General features: G+C 36.9%; 22 protein-coding genes. 8 read left to right on the top strand and 14 right to left on the bottom strand.

Annotated features, from left to right (window positions below):
- The 4 genes from rsxC to HMPREF0693_RS01665 form a co-directional block, all read right to left on the bottom strand.
- On the bottom strand, positions 1 to 2,019 hold a 2,019-nt coding region (gene rsxC / locus HMPREF0693_RS01680), incomplete at its 3' end, for an electron transport complex subunit RsxC (RefSeq protein WP_004243021.1).
- On the bottom strand, positions 2,012 to 2,638 hold the full coding sequence (rsxB, locus tag HMPREF0693_RS01675) for an electron transport complex subunit RsxB (RefSeq protein WP_004243020.1): 627 nt from the start codon (positions 2,636 to 2,638) through the stop codon (positions 2,012 to 2,014). The genes rsxB and rsxC, both read right to left, overlap by 8 nt.
- Complete coding sequence (gene rsxA / locus HMPREF0693_RS01670) at positions 2,638 to 3,219, bottom strand: electron transport complex subunit RsxA (protein WP_004243017.1); 582 nt, start codon at positions 3,217 to 3,219, stop codon at positions 2,638 to 2,640. Before rsxA ends, rsxB begins: the two co-directional genes overlap by 1 nt.
- A 93-nt stretch (positions 3,220 to 3,312) precedes the next feature.
- Positions 3,313 to 3,780: a DUF2569 family protein gene (locus tag HMPREF0693_RS01665; protein ID WP_004243016.1), complete on the bottom strand. Its 468-nt coding sequence runs from the start codon at positions 3,778 to 3,780 to the stop codon at positions 3,313 to 3,315.
- Between the two features lie 132 nt (positions 3,781 to 3,912).
- Between HMPREF0693_RS01665 and HMPREF0693_RS01660 the strand changes: the two genes are divergently transcribed.
- Together HMPREF0693_RS01660 and HMPREF0693_RS01655 are read left to right on the top strand one after the other, a co-directional pair.
- The gene (locus HMPREF0693_RS01660; protein ID WP_004243015.1) at positions 3,913 to 4,956 is read left to right on the top strand and encodes an oxidoreductase; all 1,044 of its coding nucleotides are present in this window, start codon (positions 3,913 to 3,915) and stop codon (positions 4,954 to 4,956) included.
- Between the two features lie 22 nt (positions 4,957 to 4,978).
- Positions 4,979 to 5,965 carry a bile acid:sodium symporter family protein gene (locus HMPREF0693_RS01655; RefSeq protein ID WP_004243014.1) on the top strand — a complete coding sequence of 329 codons (987 nt, stop codon included), beginning with the start codon at positions 4,979 to 4,981 and terminating at the stop codon, positions 5,963 to 5,965.
- Between the two features lie 68 nt (positions 5,966 to 6,033).
- On the opposite strand, the gene add is transcribed toward HMPREF0693_RS01655, so the two are convergent.
- The gene (gene add, locus HMPREF0693_RS01650) at positions 6,034 to 7,035 is read right to left on the bottom strand and encodes an adenosine deaminase (RefSeq protein ID WP_004243008.1); all 1,002 of its coding nucleotides are present in this window, start codon (positions 7,033 to 7,035) and stop codon (positions 6,034 to 6,036) included.
- 559 nt (positions 7,036 to 7,594) lie between these two features.
- Between add and HMPREF0693_RS01645 the strand changes: the two genes are divergently transcribed.
- Complete coding sequence (locus HMPREF0693_RS01645; RefSeq protein WP_004243005.1) at positions 7,595 to 8,581, top strand: hypothetical protein; 987 nt, start codon at positions 7,595 to 7,597, stop codon at positions 8,579 to 8,581.
- An 81-nt stretch (positions 8,582 to 8,662) separates the two neighbouring features.
- Here the strand turns inward: HMPREF0693_RS01645 and HMPREF0693_RS01640 are convergent, their stop codons facing one another.
- Positions 8,663 to 10,336, bottom strand: coding sequence for a YdgA family protein (locus HMPREF0693_RS01640; protein WP_023843567.1), 1,674 nt, complete (start codon positions 10,334 to 10,336; stop codon positions 8,663 to 8,665).
- Positions 10,337 to 10,910: 574 nt separating this feature from the next.
- Here HMPREF0693_RS01640 and fumC point away from each other — a divergent pair.
- The gene (gene fumC / locus HMPREF0693_RS01635; protein ID WP_004243002.1) at positions 10,911 to 12,308 is read left to right on the top strand and encodes a class II fumarate hydratase; all 1,398 of its coding nucleotides are present in this window, start codon (positions 10,911 to 10,913) and stop codon (positions 12,306 to 12,308) included.
- Between the two features lie 75 nt (positions 12,309 to 12,383).
- Here the strand turns inward: fumC and tus are convergent, their stop codons facing one another.
- Positions 12,384 to 13,313, bottom strand: a complete 930-nt coding sequence (tus, locus tag HMPREF0693_RS01630) for a DNA replication terminus site-binding protein (protein ID WP_004243001.1) — start codon at positions 13,311 to 13,313, stop codon at positions 12,384 to 12,386.
- Positions 13,314 to 13,785: 472 nt separating this feature from the next.
- Complete coding sequence (locus tag HMPREF0693_RS01625; RefSeq protein ID WP_004243000.1) at positions 13,786 to 15,051, bottom strand: MFS transporter; 1,266 nt, start codon at positions 15,049 to 15,051, stop codon at positions 13,786 to 13,788.
- A 138-nt stretch (positions 15,052 to 15,189) separates the two neighbouring features.
- On the opposite strand from HMPREF0693_RS01625, the gene HMPREF0693_RS01620 reads away from it, so the two are divergent.
- The 3 genes from HMPREF0693_RS01620 to bioD all read left to right on the top strand — a co-directional run bounded on the left by HMPREF0693_RS01620 (position 15,190) and on the right by bioD (position 18,312).
- Positions 15,190 to 16,104: a LysR family transcriptional regulator gene (locus HMPREF0693_RS01620; RefSeq protein WP_004242999.1), complete on the top strand. Its 915-nt coding sequence runs from the start codon at positions 15,190 to 15,192 to the stop codon at positions 16,102 to 16,104.
- 129 nt (positions 16,105 to 16,233) lie between these two features.
- Positions 16,234 to 17,445 carry a sugar metabolism global transcriptional regulator Mlc gene (gene mlc / locus HMPREF0693_RS01615; protein WP_004242997.1) on the top strand — a complete coding sequence of 404 codons (1,212 nt, stop codon included), beginning with the start codon at positions 16,234 to 16,236 and terminating at the stop codon, positions 17,443 to 17,445.
- Positions 17,446 to 17,640: 195 nt separating this feature from the next.
- A complete protein-coding gene (bioD, locus tag HMPREF0693_RS01610; RefSeq protein ID WP_004242994.1) occupies positions 17,641 to 18,312 on the top strand; it encodes a dethiobiotin synthase in 672 nt (223 codons plus the stop codon).
- A gap of 229 nt (positions 18,313 to 18,541) precedes the next feature.
- On the opposite strand, the gene HMPREF0693_RS01605 is transcribed toward bioD, so the two are convergent.
- The 5 genes from HMPREF0693_RS01605 to HMPREF0693_RS01585 all read right to left on the bottom strand — a co-directional run bounded on the left by HMPREF0693_RS01605 (position 18,542) and on the right by HMPREF0693_RS01585 (position 21,544).
- Complete coding sequence (locus HMPREF0693_RS01605) at positions 18,542 to 18,778, bottom strand: DUF1161 domain-containing protein (protein WP_004242993.1); 237 nt, start codon at positions 18,776 to 18,778, stop codon at positions 18,542 to 18,544.
- Between the two features lie 49 nt (positions 18,779 to 18,827).
- Positions 18,828 to 19,184, bottom strand: coding sequence for a DUF1283 family protein (locus HMPREF0693_RS01600; RefSeq protein WP_004242992.1), 357 nt, complete (start codon positions 19,182 to 19,184; stop codon positions 18,828 to 18,830).
- A 97-nt stretch (positions 19,185 to 19,281) separates the two neighbouring features.
- Positions 19,282 to 20,031, bottom strand: a complete 750-nt coding sequence (gene ydfG, locus HMPREF0693_RS01595) for a bifunctional NADP-dependent 3-hydroxy acid dehydrogenase/3-hydroxypropionate dehydrogenase YdfG (protein ID WP_004242991.1) — start codon at positions 20,029 to 20,031, stop codon at positions 19,282 to 19,284.
- Between the two features lie 541 nt (positions 20,032 to 20,572).
- The gene (gene osmB / locus HMPREF0693_RS01590; protein WP_004248092.1) at positions 20,573 to 20,794 is read right to left on the bottom strand and encodes an osmotically-inducible lipoprotein OsmB; all 222 of its coding nucleotides are present in this window, start codon (positions 20,792 to 20,794) and stop codon (positions 20,573 to 20,575) included.
- Between the two features lie 258 nt (positions 20,795 to 21,052).
- Positions 21,053 to 21,544 carry a hypothetical protein gene (locus HMPREF0693_RS01585; protein ID WP_004242988.1) on the bottom strand — a complete coding sequence of 164 codons (492 nt, stop codon included), beginning with the start codon at positions 21,542 to 21,544 and terminating at the stop codon, positions 21,053 to 21,055.
- A 154-nt stretch (positions 21,545 to 21,698) separates the two neighbouring features.
- Between HMPREF0693_RS01585 and HMPREF0693_RS01580 the strand changes: the two genes are divergently transcribed.
- Positions 21,699 to 22,208, top strand: a complete 510-nt coding sequence (locus HMPREF0693_RS01580; protein ID WP_004242987.1) for a GNAT family N-acetyltransferase — start codon at positions 21,699 to 21,701, stop codon at positions 22,206 to 22,208.
- A gap of 134 nt (positions 22,209 to 22,342) precedes the next feature.
- On the opposite strand, the gene HMPREF0693_RS01575 is transcribed toward HMPREF0693_RS01580, so the two are convergent.
- Positions 22,343 to 23,470 (bottom strand): hypothetical protein, encoded by a 1,128-nt coding sequence (locus HMPREF0693_RS01575; RefSeq protein ID WP_004242984.1) that lies wholly within the window; start codon positions 23,468 to 23,470, stop codon positions 22,343 to 22,345.
- Positions 23,471 to 23,766: the final 296 nt, after the last annotated feature.

Below are 23,766 nucleotides of genomic sequence, written 5' to 3'. Positions count from 1 at the left end.
TATGTCTACTTTTGCAGTTGCCTGTGCTTGTTGAGATTTTTTAGCTTTTACCCGAGCAATAGCAGCAGCCACAGCAGCTTTACGCGGATCGATTTCCAGCTCAGCATCAGCAGGAGTTTCAGTAGGTGTGTCTACTTTTGCGGTTGCTTGCGCTTGTTGAGCCTTCTTAGCTTTTACGCGGGCCAATGCTGCCGCTACAGCGGCTTTGCGTGGATCGGTTTCCACCTCAGCCTGAGTTTCAGCAGGAGTGTCTACTTTTGTAGTTGCTTGCGCTTGTTGAGCTTTCTTAGCTTTTACACGAGCTAATGCTGCCGCTACAGCGGCTTTGCGCGGATCACTTTCTGCATCGGCGGTGGTATGGGTATTTTGTGGTACCTGTTGTGCCAATTTAGCAGCTTGTTTTGCTCGGGCTTCTTCTTTACGTTTTTTGCGTGCAGCAATAGCCGCTGCGTTGTCAGGTTGTTCTCCTGCTTTAACAGCAATAATTTTGCCAATGCTATGTTTTTCTTTTACACGAGAAAGTGCAGATTGCACTTCATTTTGTTGGTGATCATCAAGCTTAACTGCAGCACGTTGATGTCTTGCCTCACGTTCAAGCTTTTCTCGTTCCATACGGATTTTTTTCGCTTCAAAGCGAGCCTTAGCTTCAGCCGCTCGCTTAGCTTCCGCATCAATTTCTCGTATTTCTGCTTTTTCTTGGCGGTAATATTGTACTAATGGAATATTACTAGGGCAGACAAAAGCACAAGCCCCGCACTCAATGCAGTCAAATAAATTATGTTGTTGCGCTTTCTCATGCTCTTTCCCTTTACTAAACCAGTAAAGTTGTTGTGGCAGTAAACCACTAGGGCAGGCGTCAACACATTGACCACAACGGATGCAAGCCTCTTCAACATTATCTGTATCCATCTCTTCTGGAGAGGGAATTAATAAGCAGTTAGTAATTTTTATAACGGGGGCATTTAAGTCAGGTAAGGTGAAGCCCATTAAAGGCCCGCCCATAATGACCATCTGCTCAGAGCCAGCAACAAAGCCTGCTTGTTTTATAAGTGCATAAATAGGAGTACCTAAACGCGCCCAAAAGTTGCCTGGGGTTTTAGCCCCTTGTCCAGTTACGGTGACGACACGTTCAATTAAAGGTTCATCATCGATAATGGCACGTTTAATTGCCACTACCGTCCCCACATTTTGCATTAATACGCCAATATCAGAGGAGCGACCGCCAGAAGGAACTTCTTTGCCCGTTAATATTTTTGTTAACTGTTTAGCGCCTCCAGATGGATATTTGGTAGGGATCACCCGAATAAAAATACGTTTTTCATTTGTGAGTGCTGCTAATGCTTGTTTTAAGGCGGCAATAGCTTCAGGTTTGTTATCTTCAATACCAATCAGCACTTCATCCGGTGACAGTATATGCATTAATATCTGACAACCCGCAATAACTTCATCTGCGTGCTCTTGCATAAGTCTGTCATCAGCTGTGATATAAGGCTCACATTCAGCGGCATTTATGATGAGCGTTTTAACTAAATCACCACCACCTTTTAATTTTGTGGCTGTTGGAAAACCCGCTCCCCCTAATCCAGCAATGCCTGCTTCATGAATACGGGTAAGCAATACCTCTTTACTTTGTGATTGATAGTCAACTAGTGGTGATTTTTCTCGCCATTCGTCTTTACCATCAGAGACAATTTTCACTGCAATTTCAGGTAGACCAGAAGGGTGAGTGCTTGGAAATGGCTCTATTGCCGTGACCGTACCTGATATAGAAGCATGAACAGGTAATGTTCTTCCTACACCACGAGTTAAGGCTTGGCCTTTTAAAACATGATCACCCACTTTAACGCAAAGTTGCCCAGGAGTACCTAAGTGTTGATGAATAGGGATGGTAACCTCATCCGGTAACTGGGCAATACGCATAGGCGTGCGACTTGATTGTAATTTCATTTCGGGAGGATGAATGCCGCCTTTAAAATCCCAAATTTTATCTTTTTTAAATAACGAAAAGAGATTAAACATGAGCGTTATCCTCCGTCTTTAATGACGGTTCATCTTCGGGTGTTTCTTCTGGCTCTGCAGGAATATTTCTTACAGGGATAGTATTTAAATCCCATTTCCAATTAGAGGTCGTCATTTTCACAGGAACTAAAGTAATACAGTCTGTTGGACAAGGTGGAACACATAAATCACACCCTGTGCAGAGATCTTCTATTATGGTGTGCATTGCACGAGTAGCGCCGACGATGGCATCCACTGGGCATGCTTGAATACATTTTGTGCACCCGATGCAGTTGTCTTCATCAATTAAAGCCACTTTTCTCACCGGATTTAATGCTTCTTCATCACCATCAAGTGGTTGTGGATCAACCCCCATCAGTTCGGCAATTTTTAACATAACCTGTTCACCACCCGGTGCACAACGGTTAATCATTTCTCCATTATTAGCTACCGCTTCTGCATAAGGGCGGCAACCAGGATGACCACACTGACCACACTGACTCTGTGGTAATATGGCATCAATTTTTTCCACAATAGGATCTTCTTCTACTTTAAAGCGACGAGCGGAATAACCTAAAATCAGGCCGAATAGAAGCCCTAGTACACCCAGTACACCAATTGCTATCCATAAAGAATTCATTACAGTTTCACCAAACCACTAAAACCCATAAAGGCAAGAGACATTAAACCCGCAGTAATTAAGCCAATAGAAGAGCCTTTGAAAGGAGCAGGAATATTGGCGACAGCCAGTCTTTCTCTAATGGCTGCAAATAACACCATAACTAAGGAGAATCCTACCGCAGCACCAAAACCATATACTGCTGATTGCATAAAGGTATGTGATTGATTGATATTCAGTAATGCGACCCCTAATACGGCACAGTTGGTGGTAATTAAAGGTAAGAAAATCCCCAATAGACGATATAACGTTGGACTCGTCTTTCTTACGACCATTTCTGTAAATTGCACCACAACAGCAATCACTAAAATAAAGCTGAGTGTACGTAAATAGAGTAAGTCTAAGGGAACTAAAATAAAGGTATCCATTAGCCAAGAGCTAATAGAGGCAATCGTCATGACAAACGTTGTCGCAAACCCCATTCCTATCGCGGTTTCTAATTTTTTTGATACACCCATAAATGGGCATAAACCGAGGAATTTGACGAGTACAAAGTTATTCACCAAGACGGTACCAACGAATAAAAGCAAGTAATCAGTCATTGCTATGCCAAAATTGTTAAAAAATGGAGAAAAAGCCTCATAAAATAAAGAGGCTAAACGGGCGAGTATAATATCAAGCTGAAATGTATGAAGTTATCGATCTTGTGTGAAAGTTTCACGGACACGCTTAGCATATTTGATATAAGGCACAAAGCAGACAGTTGCCATAACGGCCCATAATAGTGACTTAACCGCGGTTTGATCATCAACAGGGGCAAAACCGAAACTTTTTATCGCCAACAATAAGTTAATTAATAACCAAATAATAAATAAACGAGGAAAATTTTTAGCGCGGTAAAAAAACTGTCTTAACAAATAAGCGGTAAATGCAAACATCGCCCATGTTGTTAACACGGAAAGATACCAGCTTGATACCACATGAAAAGGTAGCTGGTGGATAATCGAAAAATCTGAAAAATATCGTATTAAATATAAAACAGACATTAAACCTAAGCCCACTATCGACAACAGCAAATAAGCCAAAGGGGCAAGTAACCAACCCGTAATAGGGGCTTTAGGGGATTGCTCGGGCAAAACGTTTGTCTGAGGTTTTAATTTCATTAATCAAAGATCCTACTATTATACTAAGTTCTAAACGAGATATTATCACAAACTTTGTTATTATTTATTTAGCTGTAGAAGTGAAAGTCATTTTTCATTTATAGAATAAAAAGATAAAAGCGGGATAGGGTTATGACAAAAAATTTAAACGTGGGGATTATAGGCTATGGTTATGCAAGTAAAACCTTTCATGCTCCCCTGATCAGTACCACTGAGGGGTTAACACTATCAGCCATTTCAAGCTCTGATGAAAGTAAAGTTATCGCTGATTTTCCTAATATTACGGTGTATGCCAACCCACAACGACTGATTGATGATCCAGACATCGATTTAATTGTTATTCCAACACCTAATAACACTCACTATACCTACGCCTCACAAGCCTTAAAAAACGGTAAACATGTTGTTGTCGATAAACCTTTTACTTTGACACTCGATGAAGCAGAAAAATTGGCACAACAAGCGAAAGAAGCTAAGAGATTACTCTCAGTTTTTCATAATCGTCGTTGGGATGCCGGTTTTCTTACCGTTCAAAAATTACTCGCCGATAAAACATTAGGTGAAGTCAGTGCCTATGAAGCGCATTTCGATCGTTTTAGACCCGCTGTGCGCCAACGTTGGCGTGAAGATGCCGGACTTGGTGGAGGGCTTTGGTATGATCTGGCTCCTCATTTACTAGACCAAGCGGTATGTCTTTTTGGTCAACCTTATGCAATCACTGCTGATATTGCTCAGTTGCGCCCTAATGCTAAAAATGCTGACTACTTTCATACACTATTAGACTATGGTCATCTGAAAGTTATTTTACATGCCTCTATGTTGGTTGCCTCACCTACGCCTATTTTTGCTATTCATGGGACCAAAGGCAGTTATGTAAAATATGGTTTAGATACCCAAGAAGATGCATTAAAAGCGGGTTATCTTCCGACGGAAATGTATAACTGGGGGGCTGATCCTCAAGAGGGTGAATTAACATTATCGACAGAGAGTGGTGAATTAGTAACAACAAAGTTACCGACTCTATCAGGTAATTATCCCGCTTATTATCAGCAAATTTATCGTGCGATTGCATTTGGTGAAGAGAGTCCTGTTACTGTGTCACAGGCCATTAATGTTATGCGTTTAATTGAAGCCGGTAGCCTTTCAAATCAATCAAAAACCACAATTAAGCTGTAAACATTAGGGAGTGACGAAAACCATGTCTTGGTGGCAAAAGCTAAAAATTGACTCTTTTTTAATGATTATGATCTTGGTGGTCATACTCGCAACATTATTACCTGCGCAAGGTGAGATAAAAGTCATCTTTCAACATCTCACTACGGCTGCGATCGCCTTATTGTTTTTTTTACATGGGGCAAAGCTTTCTAGAGAAGCGATATTGTCAGGACTTGGTCATTGGCGCTTACATTTAGTGGTTTTTGCCAGTACTTTTGTTTTATTCCCATTACTAGGGTTGGGACTACAGTTTATGGTACCTGACTGGATGTCACCTACCGTTTATATGGGGTTTTTATATCTTTGTGCTTTACCTGCGACAGTACAATCCGCTATTGCCTTTACTTCTGTTGCCGGTGGTAATGTAGCCGCGGCAATCTGTAGTGCATCAGCATCAAGCATTTTAGGGGTATTTTTATCCCCTGTGCTGGTGGGTTTTTTAATGGAAACACAAGGCTCTGCTGAGCATTTTGATACTGCGGGGGCGATACAATCTATTTTATTACAACTGATGGTGCCTTTTATTATCGGTCATTTATCTCGTCCATTAATTGGCCGTTGGGTTGATAATCATAAGATGTTAGTGAATAGAACCGATCGCTCTTCTATTTTGCTGGTGGTTTATGTTGCATTTAGTGAAGCCGTCGTTGAAGGTATTTGGCATAAAATTGACGGTTGGTCGTTATTGACTATCACCATTGTCAGTTGTGTATTACTGGCTATTGTACTTGTTATTAATATTTATAGTGCAAGATGGCTTGGCTTTAATAAAGCTGATGAAATCACGATTGTATTTTGTGGCTCGAAAAAGAGCTTGGCGAATGGGGTTCCCATGGCAAATGTACTATTTCCCGCAGCAACGGTGGGGATCATGCTATTACCGCTGATGCTATTTCATCAAATTCAATTAATGGTTTGTGCCATATTAGCTCAGCGTTATGCCAATCAAGCTAAAAAACACCATCAGTAGTCACTGTAAAAATAGAGCAAAAGATAAAAATACCGCCTTAGCAATAAGGCGGTATTTTTTCGTTAATATTAACCTAAACTCACTTTTTTAATTAATGCATCACGTTCAGCTTGGCTAATAAAAGCCATAGTAAGACCATTAATTTGTGCTTGGCGAATTTGTGCTGCGGTTAAACCCGCCGCAGGAGCAGCAACAGTATACTCATGTTTTAACTCAATACCTTCCACGGCCGGATCGTCAGTATTGAGCGAGGCGATAATACCGTGCTCTAAGAACTTCTTAAGAGGATGTTGTGCTAAAGAGGCAATAGTACTGGTTTGAATATTTGAGGTTAAGCAAGATTCAATACCAATTTGGTGCTCTGCGAGATAATCCATCAAACGGGGATCTTCAATGGCTTTAACACCGTGACCAATACGACTTGCCCCTAATTCTTTAATCGCGTGCCAAATACTTTCAGCACCAGCCGCTTCACCTGCATGAACGGTGATCTTCCAGCCAGTATCACGAGCACGATTAAAGTGAGGTTGGAATAAATGCCCAGGGAAACCTAATTCATCGCCAGCTAAATCAAGTGCGGTGATTTTATCTTGATGTTTTAATAGACCATTTAATTCTTGCTGGCAGGCATTTTCACCAAAAGTACGGCTTAAGATGCCGATTAAACGGATCTCAACATCATAAGTGTGTAAGGCACTTTGTACACCATCAATAATTGCTTCAACAACACCTTCAATCGGTAATTGATGATTCATGGCCATATAGTAAGGTGAAAAGCGTAATTCTGCGTAATCAATACCTGCATTAGCAACATCGACGACGTTCTCATAAGCAACACGGCGACAAGCGTCTAAATCGGCGAGTACAGCAACGCCCCAATCTAACTTTTGTAAGAAGCTCACTAAGCTAGGCTCATTTTTAGTTATCTGCACATGTGGGCGCAATGTTTCTAGCTCATAGGCAGGTAGGGCAATATTATGTTGTTGTGCTAAATCTAAAATTGTTTCCGGACGGATATTTCCATCTAAATGGCGGTGCAAATCGGTTAAAGGCAACTGTGTGTCAATCACGTGTTATTTTCCTTTTTAATAATAATAATGAAAATCCACTTGTTATGGTGACTTTCTTTTGAGGGGAATAAAGTAATAAATTGCCTATTATTATGAATGATTTTCAATTGATTCACTATAAATTAAACTAAAGTTGTTTATTTTTAATACATAAAGAGGCGTTTTTTTTGTATTTTTCGATGATAAAAATTATTTTTAAATTAATGCTGTACATTTATTATCTTTATTTTTCAGTATAGTTGATGCTTCTTATCAACTTGGCTGAAAATGTAATTTTTCCTTTAAAAACAAACATATCATAGTTTTTGATATAAGCTATCAGATATATTGATAGGTGTTGGTAAGAATTAAGAATGTCTATTGGCGGAAGGGCTGATTATCTAATTATAAATAAAGTGATTGTTTTATTAATTATTGTTAATAATATTGGGATATTAAAAAACAACAAATCTATTATATTTAATAAGGAAGTGAATAAACAAAATAAAATCATAATATATTCTTGCTAGAAAAAGGCTAATCACTTTATTTTTAATATCGCATATATTGGAGCGAGAATATGAATGGAAAATCAAATAATAGTTTAATAAATAATGATAGTAATAAACAAATAGCTAAACCAATAATTCCGCCACCAACTGCTAACCCAATAATTCCGCCACCAACTGCTAACCCTACTTTAAGTTCACAAATGGAGACAGGAGATGGCAATGTTGCTTTAGATTTAGTTGTGGTAATAGATACAAGTGGCTCAATGGCTGATGAATCTTCTGATTTAAGTCAACAAATAGATGATGCTGTTCAAAAGGCATTAGGACGTTGCCCATCAAGTTTAAGAGTCACTTTTTTAGGAATAGAAGGTACGTGGGATAATACTAAGTTCGATCGCTCAGTGACTGACTATTTAATGACACAAGGTGTATCTGCTCACAAATTACAAGCAAGAGCGCCATTTAAAGAGGCTGATGGACGAGATCATGCTGGAAATAAAGAAGATTTATGCCGAGCCGTCATTGATGTGTGTAAATATTTCGATTGGCGAGATGGCGCTCGTCGTGCAATTTTTGTCTTAGGTGATGAAGGTATGGAAGGTGGCGGAGGTGTATTAACACAAGCCGCTGTGCTTAAAAACAATGAGGCAATAGTGGTTGCTAGAAGCGAAAAAGTAAAAGTATATACTTATCAGGGAACGCCTAATGATGATCCCTCTAATGTGGATCGCTTTCCTACTATTGCTGATAGAGATAACATCACGAAAGAGTATGTGCGCTTAGCGCAGATGACGGGAGGACGCTCTTATATATACACAACAGGTATCGCTAATTTTTCTTTAGTTCTGCAAGAAATTCTATGTGACAGTTTAACATTACCTAAACTTCCTGATCTGAATAAAGATAATTCAACGTGTCGTCATGTTTGTGAAGAGCTCTCTACTATTATATCAACAGTTAATACCCTTGCAGAAATAATGCATAAAGCGATTGATTCATGTTGTAAAGAAGATTGGGGCACACGCGAAGTGTTTAAGCCTCATTGTGATTGTTAATAACAATAAAAAGCCCCTTATCATAAGAATGGTGATAGGGGGCTTTATTGATTAGTGACTGTATGCTATCAGTGACTAAAATTAATTGTTTTCAGCAGGTGCCGCTGGGATTTCAACTTGTGGCTCTTCTATTGCATCATTTTGATCTGGCTCTTCTGAATATTCAGGATAATCAGAGTCATCATAATCATAAGAAGAAGCACCTGCACCAAATAACATAGCCGCTAAACCTAACATTTGAGGGGCTTGTGTTACTTCCATAAACTCATCAAAGCTGTAAGTTTTACCGTTCATAGTAAATTTATCAGCAGCATAGTTCAGGTTTAAAGACAGTTTATTACCGTCTTGTGATAACAGCATCAATGGCAGAGCATCTTTCTCGTCTTGAGAAATTTGATTGATATTTTGCTGTAATTCAGTTTTTAACTGTGCCATGTCGTTAGCGGTTGTTTTCTGAATTTCAGCTTTATCTTCGTCTGTTAAGCCTTTTTCAGAATAACGCATAACATCAAGGTATTGTGTGGTACTACGGAACTCCGTTAGCATTGGTACAGAAAGATCGATATTAAAATCGATATTATTAAACAATTCATTAAACAGAACTGAAGGCGCCTTGTCTTCTTTTTTCAGTGCATCAGCATTGAACGCATTTAAATCTAACTTAAAGTTTAGCTTGCTTGCGCCACTGCTATTGGTAAGTGATGCTTCATCGATACGGAATACTAAACCTTTTTCCAAAACATCACGTACAGCTTGCTCAATCATCGCTGAATTATCGTATTTATTTTGATTCCAAGGTAAGAAGGTGCTGTTATAAACTTTTGTTAATAGCAACATCGCATCTGGATCTGCTTTATCAATTGAGTAAGCAAATTTACCCGCACCAAAATCAAAACCACCAACATTAAGAGATTTAAAACTATAATCTTGAGTGATAAAGAATAATTTATCTTTAATTTGGCTCTTAGTTGCAAGAGAAGTATCTTTTAAAGTGAAATTAGATGACTTATCTTGGCTCGTAAAGGTAATATCGCCAAAGTTCAGTGTTTGTGTATCAAATAGATATTGATCGTCTTTAACTTTAGTTCCTTCGACAGAGCCTGCAATATTTTTCAGCGTAAAGGTTTCATCATTACCTTTCTTAACAATGACTTCATCACCTTTTACGGCTGTTGAGATGTTTGTTGCATTTTTATCGGAAGAAAAATCAATCTGAAACGCAGATGTTGTTAACTGGCTACCTTCTTTGCTGTAATTAATAGGATTTATGTTAACTTTACCTGATACACTGCCATCAAACGATAAAGAAGAGTGCATATCAATAAATGATGGCTCTTTGGTCAACTTAAATAGATCTTTAGTGGTCTCATTATTCACTAAAGTATTATTCATTGCTGCTAACTTAGGAGCTAGATTAAATTGAGCAATATCAGAAAGAGGGAATGGCCCATGGTCAATATCCGTCTTAAAGAGCACTTCTTCTACTTTTTTATCTTCATCTGATTTGGCATGCTCTGAAATCACAACCGCAAGATCAGCAGTAGAAGTAAAGACGCCTTTCTTATAGTCACGAATTTCAAGTTTAATATCCGCACCTAATTGGCTTTCTTTAGCAAGTTGCGCTAATTGAACGTTAGTGCGTTTGGTTTCTTCCTGTAAGCGGCTTTCAATTTTACTGCCCATGTACCATGATGCACCGGTCCAAACAACACCTAGTGCAACAATAACACCAACAGCGACAAGCGATTTCTTCATAATTCTAGTCCATCCTCTGTGTATGCTTTGTAGCATACGTTCTTAAGATTGTTTTGCTACCCTTAAACAATCCAACAAATTGGTTTTGGTTATCAATACTCTGAATATGAATATAGATAATTAGCGTATATTAATTGCTATCTATATTCTCTGTAAATATAGATTTAGTGAAATAAGAACGCAATCAGAACTTACTTAGTTATAAGCTAACACAATGAGTTTAAAGAGAAATAATTATAGATAACTTAAATAAGGCAATTAAAGATAAAAATGTCGTTTTTTGGTCTTTTTTGGATTAAAAGTATATTTATTTAAGCCATATTTGTATTTATGATACAGAATAAAAGCTTGTAATTAATATGGTTATAAATAGAGAGCAAAAACACCAATATTATCGTGAGCCAACCTCATTTAATCAGAAAAATCAACCAATTTCATTCTGTTATAAATTTCATAAGCTCGCTTTAGCTCTCATATTTATTATTCTATTTATGGCATGATAGCTGTATCCGAGTTATTTACTAGAAAGTAATTCGGAACTAATCAATTATTCTGTGTACTTAAGGAGATTGAAATGGCAGCCACTCGCATTGAAAAAGACTCAATGGGACAAATCGAAGTACCAGCTGACCAGTTATGGGGAGCTCAAACGCAGCGTTCTCTAGAACACTTCCGTATTTCAGTAGAAAAAATGCCTGTTGCACTGATCCACGCGCTTGCTTTAACCAAAAAAGCCGCCGCCGGTGTCAATATGGATCTCGGGTTATTACCTAAAGAACGTGCAGATGCAATTATTGCTGCTGCTGATGAAGTGCTGGCAGGTAAACACCCAACTGAATTCCCATTAGCAATCTGGCAGACCGGTTCTGGCACTCAATCAAATATGAATATGAATGAAGTGTTAGCTAACCGTGGTAGTGAGATACTAGGTGGTATCCGTGGCATGGAACGCAAAATTCATCCGAATGATGATGTTAACAAAAGTCAAAGTTCAAATGATGTGTTCCCAACGGCCATGCATGTCGCTGCTGTTATCGCATTACGTCAGGATTTACTGCCGGAATTAAAATCATTACTGAAAGTATTTAAAGAGAAAGCAGAAGCTTTCCATGATATCGTCAAGATTGGTCGTACTCACCTGCAAGATGCGACACCACTTACATTAGGTCAAGAAATCTCCGGTTGGGCGGCGATGCTTGAGCATAATATCAAACATATCGAAGATTCAGTTCCTCATGTGTGTGAGCTTGCGTTGGGAGGAACGGCGGTTGGTACAGGATTAAATACACATCCTGAGTACGCAGTTCGCGTTGCTAAACGTATCGCTGAATTATCAGGTCAGCCATTTGTCACGGCTCCTAACAAATTTGAAGCATTAGCAACCTGTGATGCACTGGTTCATTCTCATGGTGCGTTAAAAGGTTTAGCTGCCTCATTAATGAAAATAGCTAATGATGTACGTTGGTTAGCATCTGGCCCTCGTTGCGGTATTGGCGAAATTTCTATTCCAGAAAATGAGCCAGGTAGCTCCATTATGCCAGGTAAAGTGAACCCAACTCAGTGTGAAGCGTTAACCATGCTGTGCGCTCAAGTTATGGGTAATGATGTTGCTATCAATATCGGTGGTGCTTCAGGTAACTTTGAACTGAACGTATATCGCCCAATGATTATTGATAACTTCCTACAATCAGTGCGTTTATTGGCTGATGGTATGCGTAGCTTTAACGAGCATTGTGCTATTGGTATTGAACCAAACCGTGAGCGTATTAATAAATTATTGCATGAGTCTTTAATGCTGGTTACGGCATTAAATACCCATATCGGTTATGACAAAGCTGCAGAGATCGCGAAGAAAGCTCATAAAGAGGGCTTAACGCTGAAAGAATCTGCACTGAAACTGAACTACCTGACAGCAGAAGAATTTGATAGCTGGGTACGTCCAGAAGATATGGTTGGTAGTATGAAAAAATAAGCAATTATACGCTTATTTTATCTAGTACAATATTGGATCCCGCTATCCCAGATAGCGGGATTTTTTTTCTATTGCTTATTTTTCAAGATATAAATGTAAGCGTGGAATAATTAATTGTAACTTTTTGGCTTTAGGGCGATGGCGAATTTGAATATTATTCACATCATAATCAGCTAATTCACCTATTATGGGCTTAAAATCCGACGCTTTATCAATATAGAAAGCTAATAATGGTAGGGGACAAGCATATTGTACCTGTTTTTGTTGCTCCGAATACCAAACTCTGGCAATAGGTTGGACTTTCACTGGACGCTTAATTTTTAATTTGGCATTTTCCGGGAGTTGTGAAAGGGTCATTATCTCTTTATCGATACGTTCAGCCCATTGTTCACTAGTATAAGGAGGTACGGCGCGATTGGCTTCTCGACTTTTTTCTAGCTGAGCTAACACATCATTACGAGTTAAGTTTTTTATAATGTTTTTATTGGCCCAGCCAAAACGTACTGTATCAGGATCAGAAAGTAGGGTGAGGGTGCGATAAGCATTAAGTGTAATTAAGCCTTTTAGCTGATTATGGACAAAATCAAAACGTTCTTCTTTCGAAATACCAGACTCTTTCGTCACAATATCTGAAAGCTGTTTTTTTAATGAATTAATGCTCTCTACTTGTGTTTTTACATTCTTAAATACAGGATTGCTGACACTAAAACAGAGTACCCCCGGTAAACGTATCGCACGCTTGCTACTGACATGTGGGGCATTATCATAGATAAAGAGATTGGTCATTAATTTTAAAGAGAGTTCTAAAGCATCAAGATCATAACTAGGTGACACTGTAATATTTGTTATCTCATCATGTTCATCTTCTTTACTTACCTCAGGTAATTCAAAAACCGCAGAAGGAAGTTGCTTTAACTGACGAAGAAAATCGGTAAGAGCATTGATTTCTGTTTCAAGTTGTTGAAAACAGAGATTAAATCGCTGTATTGCATTATATTTACTCATCTCTATAACCTTGTTTAGTTACAACATACAATTACCCGTTATTAAAAACAATACATAAACTTCAGTGGAATGTATATCGTCTAGTAGGGTGAAAATTAAAAAATTACGCTATACTGTTTATTTATACAGTATAGCGATAAAAGGGCACTTTGTTGATGATATTTTTCTTAAATATCGTTATATGCGGTTTTTTTAAGCTAGCTTGGTTTTATTTTTAATCTTCTTCAGGGGGGTAATGAAAAGCTGTATATTCGTCTACACAATCTGGCTTAGTCGGTGGACAGTTGTCTACTGTGGCAACAGATATAGATGCAAATAATAGTGTTGCTAGTATTATTGGTAATTTTATTAAAGTCATGGTTGTTGTCCTTTTCAAAATAGAGAATCCATATTAAAAAAAGCAAAGTAAAGTCACAATTTTCTTTATTATCAATAGGTTTTTATAAATTAACAGATAGAAAATTATGACTTTTTATTGTGCTATTCGATTAAGGCGCAGTGCGATTAATAGTGCGGTTAACATTAAAAAAGCAATAAACAACCCAACACCAAGCCAACCAAAATTGACCCAGAAGATCCCACCTAGTGTTCCCGCAATACTCGAACCTGCATAATAGGTAAATAGATAAAGAGAAGAGGCCTGCGCACGTCCTCGTTTAGCTCGACGTCCAACCCAACTACTTGCTACCGCATGGGCAGCAAAAAAACCTGTAGTTAAAATAAGCATACCTATAAAAATAATTGCTAGAGAGTCAAATAGTGTAATTAATATACCCGCTAGCATCATAGAAACACCGGCAATAAACACTTTACCTAATCCATATTTATTGGTTAATAAGCCTGCTTTCGATGCGCTATAAGTTCCACTCAAATAAACAATTGAAATTAAACCAACGGTTGTTTGAGTTAATGAATAAGGTGCATCTAATAGGCGATAACCAATATAATTAAATAAAGTTACAAATCCTCCCATTAACAAGCCACCTTCAATAAAAAGAAGAGGGAGTCCTTTATCTCTAAAATGCAATTTAGTTGTGATAAGAAGATTACGTGGTTTTAAGGTTGCTGGCCTAAAATGTTGTGATGTCGGCAATATTCGCCAAAAAATGATAGCAGCAACAAGGGCAAAAATACCTAAAATAATCACAGACACACGCCAAGAGTAATAATCACTCAAAACACCAGTAATAACACGGCCACTCATACCACCAATAGAGTTACCGCTAATATAAAGCCCCATCGATAAGGCTAGATAAGCAGGATGGATCTCTTCGCTAAGGTAGGTCATCGCAACGGCTGCAACACCACTAAGTGATAGTCCTACGAGTGCTCGTGTAATTAAAATCCCCGTCCAGCTATTCATCATGGCACTTAATAGTGTGAAAAAAGCCGCACAAAATAGCGCAATAACCATCACATTTTTTCGACCAAACGCATCAGAAAGAGGCCCTGTAATCAATAGACCACAAGCCATAAGACCTGTAGAAAGCGATAAAGCAAGACTACTGGTTGCTGGGGTGACTGAAAATTCTTTTGATAGGATAGGTAAGATAGGTTGCACAAAGTAGAGTAATGCAAAAGTGGCTAAACCAACCATAAAAAATGACACTGTCACTTTTATATAAAGCGCGTCATCACGCTGGATATAGTGTTTCGGACTGTTTGGTTTAGAAGTGGTGTTGATAGAAACATCTTCTTTTAGGGCCATGTTTTTACTGCTTATTTCATGAGTGTCCATAAAAAGTGGCTATCCAATACTTAAATTTGATTTATATCAATGTTAGAAACATTTGATTTTTTTGTCTAATATATTAATCATTAGCAATAAGACTTTTAAAGTATCAATTGGCATTTACATCAACGAATAATACAAATTATGAATATAGAACTTCGCCATTTACGTTATTTTATTGCTGTTGCTGAAGAATTACATTTTGGTAAGGCAGCTGAGAGATTAAATATTTCCCAACCTCCTTTAAGTCAGCAAATACAAGCCTTAGAAAGTGAGATAGGGGCTCGTTTACTCGAAAGAACCAATCGTTCTGTTTCGTTAACCCCGGCAGGACAAATGTTTTTAAAAGGATCCTATCAAATTATGGCACAAGTTAAGGCGGTAGCGACACGAGCATCAAGAATGGAAAAAGGAGAATTAGGTGAAATTTCAATTGGTTTTACCTCAACAACACCTTTTATGCATTTGGTTACGTTAAGTTTGCGTCAATTTAGGGAAAATTATCCTGAAGTCGGTATTCATATGCATCAAATGAATACTAAACAGCAAATATCACCATTATTAACTGGCCACATCGATTTGGGAATTATGCGTAATACGGTGTTACCTGATAATTTGCACCACCAGCTCCTATTTCGTGAACCTTTTATTTTGGCAGTTTATGAAGGGCATCCTTTACTTGAATACAAAGAAACAGGCGTAAATATTCAAGATATTGGGCAATATCCTTTTGTATTTTTTGAGCGAGATGTAGGAACGGCGCTTTATGATGAAATTATTCAATTGCTTAGCCTTGCGGGAATTACACCAACGATAGCACAGGAAGCCGGAGAGGCGATGACCATCTTGGGGCTTGTCGCTGCCGGATTAGGGATTTCTATTGTGACAAAATCATTTACCCGCATGAAAGTTGATGGTGTGCATTATCTGCATTTTGCTAATTCGAATGCTTTCTCTGAAGTATGGTTAGTTTCTCATAACAAACGAACGATCCCCGCTGCGGCCAATAGGTTGACTCAATTATTGCTAAAAAATATCTTAGAAGATCAAAAATCTTGATTTATATGTGCTTTCCATCACGATTTTTATGTAATTATTGTACAATTATCACAAACTGACGACATAATCGAAAAATAATTATTTAGAGCTTCGAATTAATTACGGCTTTTTTATTAAGGATAAGATGAAATGGGGATCCCGCCTAGCCATATTGATCATGTAAAACAATTTAATCTTGGCACTGTTTTTCGATTAATTGATGAACATGGTCCTATTTCTCGCATCTCATTATCTAAAAAAGCAACACTTGCGCCTGCCAGTATTACTAAAATTACGCGAGAATTAGTTGAAGCACACCTTATTCATGAAACAGAATTTCCTGGGTTAGGATTTCGAGGACGGCCGGCTGTTGGTTTAAAGTTAGAGAGCAAAGGGTGGCAATTTTTATGTATTCGAGTAAATAATGGTAGCCTACTTTTTAGTTTAAGAGAGCTTGATAATCAATTAGTTGTTGAAGATACCTTCGACTTTCCTAAACAAAATAGTGATGCTTTTTTGCATCATTTCCTTGCTGCAATAGATACATTCTTTCAACGTTATCAATCAAGAGTAGAGCGCCTTACTGCAATTAGTATTACCATGAATGCAATTGTTGATCCGATTAGTGGCGTTATTTATAGCTCTCCTTACTATGCTATCCAAGATATCCCGCTGGCTGATAAAATTCAGGAAAAAACAGGTGTTGCTGTTTTCTTACAACACAGTGTAACGGCTTGGACGATGGCTGAATCACTCTATGGTGCAGCCAAAAATAACACCGATATTCTGCAAATTGTTATTGATGATATTGTCGGTGCAGGGGTTGTGACTAATGGAAAGACATTACATTCAAACAGCCATAGTGCCGTCGAAATAGGGCATACAAAAGTTATTGATTCACAGACGCAATGTTATTGTGGTGCAAAAGGGTGTTTAGAAACGGAAATATCGATCCCTCAGTTAATTAAAAAAGCACAGCACTTGGCGCAAGAAAATCCCACCTCAATACTTAATCAATATCCGATTACGGTAGAAACGCTATGTGATGCTGTATTAATTGGTGATAAACAAGCATTAGACATCATTAATTTAGTGGCGCAACGACTTGGTTTTATTTTAGCCGTGATGGTCAATATTTTTAATCCTCAAAAAATATTAATAGGTTCACCTCTGTGTAGAGCAAAATCTGCACTTTTCCCCCTGATCCTTAGTAGTATCCAACACCATGTATTACCTAGATATGCCCATAACTTGGTTATTGAAGAAACAGAATTGCGCAATAAAGGCACATTGCCAGCGGCATCACTAGTAAAAGAAGCCTTATATAATGGCTCATTATTACTTGAGTTAATGCAAGGCTAATAATAATACAATAAAGTATAATTAAAGTATTATGCATAGAGAAGTAGGCCAATTGATCACTTACATTACCCTATTTTTACTCAATTAACTAAAAAATTGAGCTAACTCAAGCCACCATAAACAGTGTTACCCTAAACTCTAATCTCTGTCATTTTTCGTAAACCTGATTTATCTGTCATAACGGAAGTAAATTATATGTTAACACGCTTGTTTGTTACGGGGACAGATACCAACATAGGTAAAACTGTTGTCACCCGAGCACTTCTTCAGTCAATAAATCGTGGCGGGACAACAGCAGTGGGCTTTAAGCCTATCGCAACCGAATTACATGAAACGGTTGAGGGTAATCGTAATCGTGATGCTCAGATTATTCATAATTCCTCACCTATTGACGCTCGCTACGACGAAATTAACCCTATTTTGCTAGAAAATTGTTATGTAAGTGAAAATGCAATAGACTTCCATCAAATTTCAAGTGAACTAAATAATTTGGGCCAAAAAGCTGAATGCGTTGTTATCGAGGGAAATGGTGGTTGGCGCTATTTACTTGATGATAATACTTTTTATTCAGACTGGGTGGCTAAAGAAAAAATTCCTGTTGTTCTAGTGGTTGGGATCCAACCTGGTTGTGTCAATCACTCAATTCTAACCGCGCAATCTATTATTAATGATGGTTTAGAATTAGTTGGTTGGGTGGCTAATAGAATTAATCCTGGGTTACCGCACTATGCAAAAATTGTAGAAAGGTTATCTCAACATATTCCAGCCCCATTGATTGGTGAAATCCCGTATTTATTGCGCCCTGAAGAACGTGATCTCTCTTGTTATCTTGACTTAAGCCAGTTAGAAATCGCTCAACCCGCTTAGTTAAGGTCAATCAAAGAGAATAAAAATAAGTTATTTCTATTCAATAACTTATTTCCTATTAATATTTAGTTTTACTTATTACTTATCAACGCCTAATGGGTTAACTCATTGGGTGTTTTTTTATTTAACAATGAATACTAAATATTAATAGCCTAATCGCTATTTAGGTTAAAAAAGAAAAGGGCACACAAAGTACCCTTTTTAGCTATTAATTCTATTAAATCAATGATTAATGGCGAGTATAAATGATTTTTTTAGAATCATTTTCACAAGTACCTACAACTTTACCTTCAGTCTGTGCAACTTGATCATTTTCAACCACTGTTAGGGTAAAGTTAGCTGCAGGAACACCATTATTTTCAATTTTTTGTTGAATATCTTGAACGACTTCATCACATCCAGCATTTGCGGCTAAAGGTGCAAATGCGAACAATGTAGCCAGTACTGCAAATAGATATTTTTTCATAACATTTCTCTCCTTGCTTGATTTTTAAAACATCATTGTTTTATTTATATTAAGGGTTAATTGGGCGACCAGTATTACTGTCTAAACAGCGACGTGTTTCTGGCTCCCAGTAAGCATAGATATTGGCGCTTTTTAAACAAGCATCACGCTCATCAATAGCTTTATCTATTTTATTAAACTCAGTTTTTTCGCGTTGGTTGATTTTATTACGGAGATCGCGTTTTTGATCCCAATCTTCTTTCATTTGTCGAGCTTGCTCTTTATCTAAAACATTATCATAGCCATTGCCATTAATGGTTACATTTGTTGAAGCTGCAACAGAAGAAAAAGAAGACACGGATAAACCAAGAAATAGTGAAAACAGCAGAGTCCTTGTAGCTTGTTTCTTAGTTAACGTATTTATCATAATGGCTATCCTCTAAAATTATGTAGCACTGAACAATGACTATTTTATATCAACAAGTATATATGATCCCTTAACAAAAAATGAGTTTTCAGTGCGTTTAATTTTGTCGGTGCACACTTAATCCGGCAAAAGATTGACTGACGGGCATCATCTCAAGCGTATTAATATTAACATGTGCTGGCAATGTTGCCGTCCAAAAAACCGCCTGCGCAACATCTTCAGGAGTAAGCGCATCTGCTCCTGCATAAGTTTGTTCTACTTTATCGGTATCACCTTTAAAGCGTACTAATGAGAACTCAGTTCCCCCCACAAGACCGGGTTCAATATCAGTAACACGTATTTTTTTACCTTGAAGATCGGCACGTAAGCCTAGGCTAAATTGCTTAACAAAGGCTTTGGTTGCACCATACACATTTCCCCCCATATAAGGCCAAGAAGCCGCTGTTGAGCTGATATTAATAATATGCCCGACATTGCGTTCAACCATTGAGGGTAGTAATGCACGAGTGACATGCACTAAACCTTTATTATTAGTTTCGATCATAGTATCCCAATCATCAAGATTGGCTTTATCAGCGGTACTTAACCCTAAAGCGAGTCCTGCATTATTGACTAATACATCAATTGAGCGCCATTGTTCTGGCAATTGATGATAAATTTCACTGACTGCTTTTTTATCGGTGACATCTAATTGTAAAGGATAGAATAGATCGCCCAGTTCTTGATGAAGAGCTTGCAGTTTATCAAGACGTCTCGCGGTACCAATAACTTTGTGTCCATGGTTAATAAAGTGACGAGCAATAGCTTCTCCAAAACCTGCTGAAGCACCGGTGATAAATATAATCATTTACTTATCCTCATTGTTTTAATCTTTGAAAGTAAAAAGCGAACGTTAACAAGAGTCAAGTTGAAAAATGCAGCTTTGAGATAAATCAGGGGAAAGATAAGGTTCTTTGCCAATGTAAAAGATTTTTAACTTTAATCATCACTGAGTTATACGTTTTTCACTACTGATCAAAGTGGGTTGAAAGGGGGTTTTTATTTCGTGTCACAGTAGAGAAGGTTTAATACAGAGGTGTCATAAAAAAGCTAGGGCAAAACAAATAGGCTTAATAAAAACATGGTTACAACAATAATCACGACGCCTATAACGGCAATGGTAACTGTGGGAGATAAAAGAAAGCAAAAATAACAGAGTACAAAAGTCACCGCGATATGGAGCAGATCGCTAAACTGATGATAAAGCCAAATAATCAAATTTTTAATTTTCAATAGAGCCGTTCTTACCATCATTTACTCGTAACTATGATTACTATATAGGTCATTGCTCGAATCTGAGCTTATAAAAATTTATAAGCTCAGTTTAGCATAGTAAATAACGGTAATAGTTATTTTTTGCCAACTTGATGGCCAATAACACCACCTAATACACCGCCGCCAATGGTTCCTAATGGACTACCATCTGTTAAAATTGCACCACCTATAGCACCAGCACCGGCACCAATTGCTGTATTACGATCGCGTTTTGTCATGCTTGAACAACCCGCAAGTGAAAAAAGCAGAACAGAAGCGACACACATTGTTCCAATTTTCTTAAACGTGATATTCATTTTTATAAGCTCCAGTATAAAGAACATTATAAAGTTACTGCTATCATAATCGTACTGGCATCAGAATATTCGGGAAGAATAGGGTGCAATACTCCTAAAATGCGTATTAAAAATCACTAAAAAGGCAATAATAACTAACTATCTGATTAAGTTAGTTAATAAAATGAGCATTGTATTACAAAATGAGAGATATTAAGAATAGGCTTAAAATAACTTACAGATTCTAAGCCTATTAAATCTAACGGATCAGACGGGTAGTTAGCGTTTTTTGTTGATCCAGTAATTATGCTTATCGCGTAATTCTTCTTCTGTATATTTTATTGCTTCACTATCAGAAATTTTACGATGTGCATTATATGATTGATAAATTTTTGCTTCCCAAGTCAGTATTTTTGGTAAACATTGTTCAAATACAGCATCTGAATTGTAAGTACATTTATGGGTTATTTTTGACGCGAGATCTTTGTCTGCCGAGGTAAATTGGCTATATGCTTTATTTTCATTCATAAAGCTAACCTCTTCTTTGGTAAATTCGCTTCTTCTTTGATTATCACCAAGTTGTACAATATAAGCACCAATTAGACCAATAACACTACTCAATAACCATTGTTTCCATATTTTTCTTAAAGTAAAAGGCGTTTGAGTCCTAACGCATTTAATAAGATATAGTATTAAATAAATAGCAAAATACAGTGTTGCTAAAGCGATGATTGAACTACCGATAATAATTTTTGTATTTAAATATTCCATTGGTCCTCTATTTGTACAGGTGTTTTATAAAAATATGTTTATAATGGAGGGGAGTATAAATGAAAAACAATAGGTCACCAATAGAATAAATAATTAATATTATTTAACATTATTCCATTAATAAATAAAGGGTTTTATAAGAGCGAGAAATCAAATGAGAATTGAATGTTATAGTTGGTCAGATGTTAGTGAACAAATTCTGGAGCAAGCAATAGCCTTACAGAATTCAGCTTTTGAGGATATGAAGGGTAATTTTTATCAGGTTGATATACCTTACAAGTTGGTACTGGCAATTGATGATAATCAGGTTATCGGACATGTAGCTGTTTATTTACGAGATGTTTACCTAGATTCATTTCCTGAAACCATTGGTATATTGAGTTGTGTAGTGGTGGCTCACAAATACCGAGGAAAGGGCGTTGCGGCATCATTAATAAAAAGGGCTCATGCTATACTGAAAGAATATTCTGTTAATTTTTCTATTTTATTTGCTGTTTCTCATGCTTATTATCTCTCCTCTGGATATATTCCGATGAAAAATCTCACCCGTTTTATTGAGAATAATGAGAAGAAAGAATTTATATATGACGGTGGTATGGTGTGTGAATTAGGTAGTCAAAATTGGAATGTAAACATATTAGAATTAAATGGGGAAGTTGTATAATTTACAAGTGGTGTAACAAATGGTGTAAATAGTATAAATAGGTGTAAAATTACTATTTATACCTTTAGATAAATATTAATAAAAAACTTAGTTAATATTGGTTTTAATATCTGATTTCTGCTCCATCAGAATAATTACTCAACGATAAATGAAACATCGACAGCTCCTGAATATTTATCTGCTATAACTTTGCCATTAGCACATAGACCAAATAGAAAAGTTTGATTAAAAGATTTTATATTATCCATATTAGGTATATAGTGACCATCAAAGAATCTAATGGCACTTGAATCATTCGCTTGACATGTTTGATTTGTTAAATTTTTTAATGATGCAACAACATAAACTTCTGATTGATTGTTTGATTTTGTTCCATTTAAAAGCATTCCAGACATATTTCCACTAACAAGACTATTATAAGCTTTTATTGTAATATAGTTTTTTCCACCTTGAGTACATGTAACATTAACAGAATTTACTGGTGAAGTATCTAATAATGTTGGTGAAGTAAATGTTGATGTAAATTGATCTTTAAATTTAATATTAGTCTCAGTACTACTTGTTACGTTACAGCTTCTTAAGGCCGTAACTTTAATTTCTCCAGGGCGGATAAAATAAGCAGTACTATCATCGACGCTATTAGCTGTATTTCTTGACAACTTAAAACTAGTTTCTAATGAAAAAATACCAGGTTTTATATCGCCATATGCATAAACTGAATAACTATTTATACTGATAGAGACATAAGATCGAAAAGAAGGATCATAAAAATTTTCTTGATCATAAGCCGAAGGTCCCCAGCAAAAAGAACCATTTTTGCTTACATTATATAAACTTGAACGAGTCAACTTAGATCGAGTTAATACTCCTTTTATATTTTGGATACCTGAATTATTAGTTTTATATTGTCCTCCAATGTTTCCATTTATCGCCAATAGTAAATAGCCAGAGGTAGGATAGTTTTTATTTATTAGTTTAAATCCCCATTCATTAATTTCAGGTATTTTTTGTAGCCCATCGGTACTACCACAATAACCCGTCTGGTTGGTAAGGCTCAGAAAACCAAGCCTAGCATAATAATTAGCGCTCGAAGGGGCAGTGAAACTTTTAGGAAAGGTTTCAGCTAATTTTGTCACTGGAACAACTTCGCCTACATAGCCAGTTTTCCCTGCCATTATTTTAATTTCACCATCAGTAGCATAGCTTAATGTTGTACCTATTGTCATGAGTAATATAAAAAATGGTAAGTATTTCATTTTCATAAATGTTCCTAGGAGTTTACTAGAAATTATTTCTTATTAAGAGACAAGGTTTTTATTAAATTAGCCTAGCATATAAAAAAGGAATATTCATAAAAATATTTATATTCCAATATGACTATCTTTATGCGAGTATCTCTATAGGAATAATTTACTTTAACTATAATGGAGTTTTAATTTTATCTATTCTGATGTATTAAAGCTAGCAATGTAGCATCAGCATATAAATTAAAGAAAGTCGGTTGGTTGGAAATACTAAGTTACCGAATGAAAAGGGGGTTTTATTTACTTGAACCAGT

The organism is Proteus mirabilis ATCC 29906 (genome assembly GCF_000160755.1).
Classification (GTDB): domain Bacteria; phylum Pseudomonadota; class Gammaproteobacteria; order Enterobacterales; family Enterobacteriaceae; genus Proteus; species Proteus mirabilis.
The sequence above is the reverse complement of the archived record's forward strand: the minus strand, read 5'-3'. Positions and strand labels throughout refer to the sequence as shown.

What these genes read in the sequence shown, in the direction of transcription:
- HMPREF0693_RS01585 (WP_004242988.1), bottom strand. Translation starts at nt 21,544, where the DNA reads ATGGAATATTTAAATACAAAAATTATTATCGGTAGTTCAATCATCGCT.
- HMPREF0693_RS01660 (WP_004243015.1), top strand. Translation starts at nt 3,913, where the DNA reads ATGACAAAAAATTTAAACGTGGGGATTATAGGCTATGGTTATGCAAGT.
- HMPREF0693_RS01640 (WP_023843567.1), bottom strand. Translation starts at nt 10,336, where the DNA reads ATGAAGAAATCGCTTGTCGCTGTTGGTGTTATTGTTGCACTAGGTGTT.
- ydfG (WP_004242991.1), bottom strand. Translation starts at nt 20,031, where the DNA reads ATGATTATATTTATCACCGGTGCTTCAGCAGGTTTTGGAGAAGCTATT.
- HMPREF0693_RS01665 (WP_004243016.1), bottom strand. Translation starts at nt 3,780, where the DNA reads ATGAAATTAAAACCTCAGACAAACGTTTTGCCCGAGCAATCCCCTAAA.
- HMPREF0693_RS01645 (WP_004243005.1), top strand. Translation starts at nt 7,595, where the DNA reads ATGAATGGAAAATCAAATAATAGTTTAATAAATAATGATAGTAATAAA.
- bioD (WP_004242994.1), top strand. Translation starts at nt 17,641, where the DNA reads ATGTTAACACGCTTGTTTGTTACGGGGACAGATACCAACATAGGTAAA.
- HMPREF0693_RS01605 (WP_004242993.1), bottom strand. Translation starts at nt 18,778, where the DNA reads ATGAAAAAATATCTATTTGCAGTACTGGCTACATTGTTCGCATTTGCA.
- HMPREF0693_RS01620 (WP_004242999.1), top strand. Translation starts at nt 15,190, where the DNA reads ATGAATATAGAACTTCGCCATTTACGTTATTTTATTGCTGTTGCTGAA.
- HMPREF0693_RS01575 (WP_004242984.1), bottom strand. Translation starts at nt 23,470, where the DNA reads ATGAAAATGAAATACTTACCATTTTTTATATTACTCATGACAATAGGT.
- HMPREF0693_RS01600 (WP_004242992.1), bottom strand. Translation starts at nt 19,184, where the DNA reads ATGATAAATACGTTAACTAAGAAACAAGCTACAAGGACTCTGCTGTTT.
- HMPREF0693_RS01655 (WP_004243014.1), top strand. Translation starts at nt 4,979, where the DNA reads ATGTCTTGGTGGCAAAAGCTAAAAATTGACTCTTTTTTAATGATTATG.
- rsxB (WP_004243020.1), bottom strand. Translation starts at nt 2,638, where the DNA reads ATGAATTCTTTATGGATAGCAATTGGTGTACTGGGTGTACTAGGGCTT.
- mlc (WP_004242997.1), top strand. Translation starts at nt 16,234, where the DNA reads ATGGGGATCCCGCCTAGCCATATTGATCATGTAAAACAATTTAATCTT.
- tus (WP_004243001.1), bottom strand. Translation starts at nt 13,313, where the DNA reads ATGAGTAAATATAATGCAATACAGCGATTTAATCTCTGTTTTCAACAA.
- osmB (WP_004248092.1), bottom strand. Translation starts at nt 20,794, where the DNA reads ATGAATATCACGTTTAAGAAAATTGGAACAATGTGTGTCGCTTCTGTT.
- fumC (WP_004243002.1), top strand. Translation starts at nt 10,911, where the DNA reads ATGGCAGCCACTCGCATTGAAAAAGACTCAATGGGACAAATCGAAGTA.
- rsxA (WP_004243017.1), bottom strand. Translation starts at nt 3,219, where the DNA reads ATGACTGATTACTTGCTTTTATTCGTTGGTACCGTCTTGGTGAATAAC.
- HMPREF0693_RS01625 (WP_004243000.1), bottom strand. Translation starts at nt 15,051, where the DNA reads ATGGACACTCATGAAATAAGCAGTAAAAACATGGCCCTAAAAGAAGAT.
- HMPREF0693_RS01580 (WP_004242987.1), top strand. Translation starts at nt 21,699, where the DNA reads ATGAGAATTGAATGTTATAGTTGGTCAGATGTTAGTGAACAAATTCTG.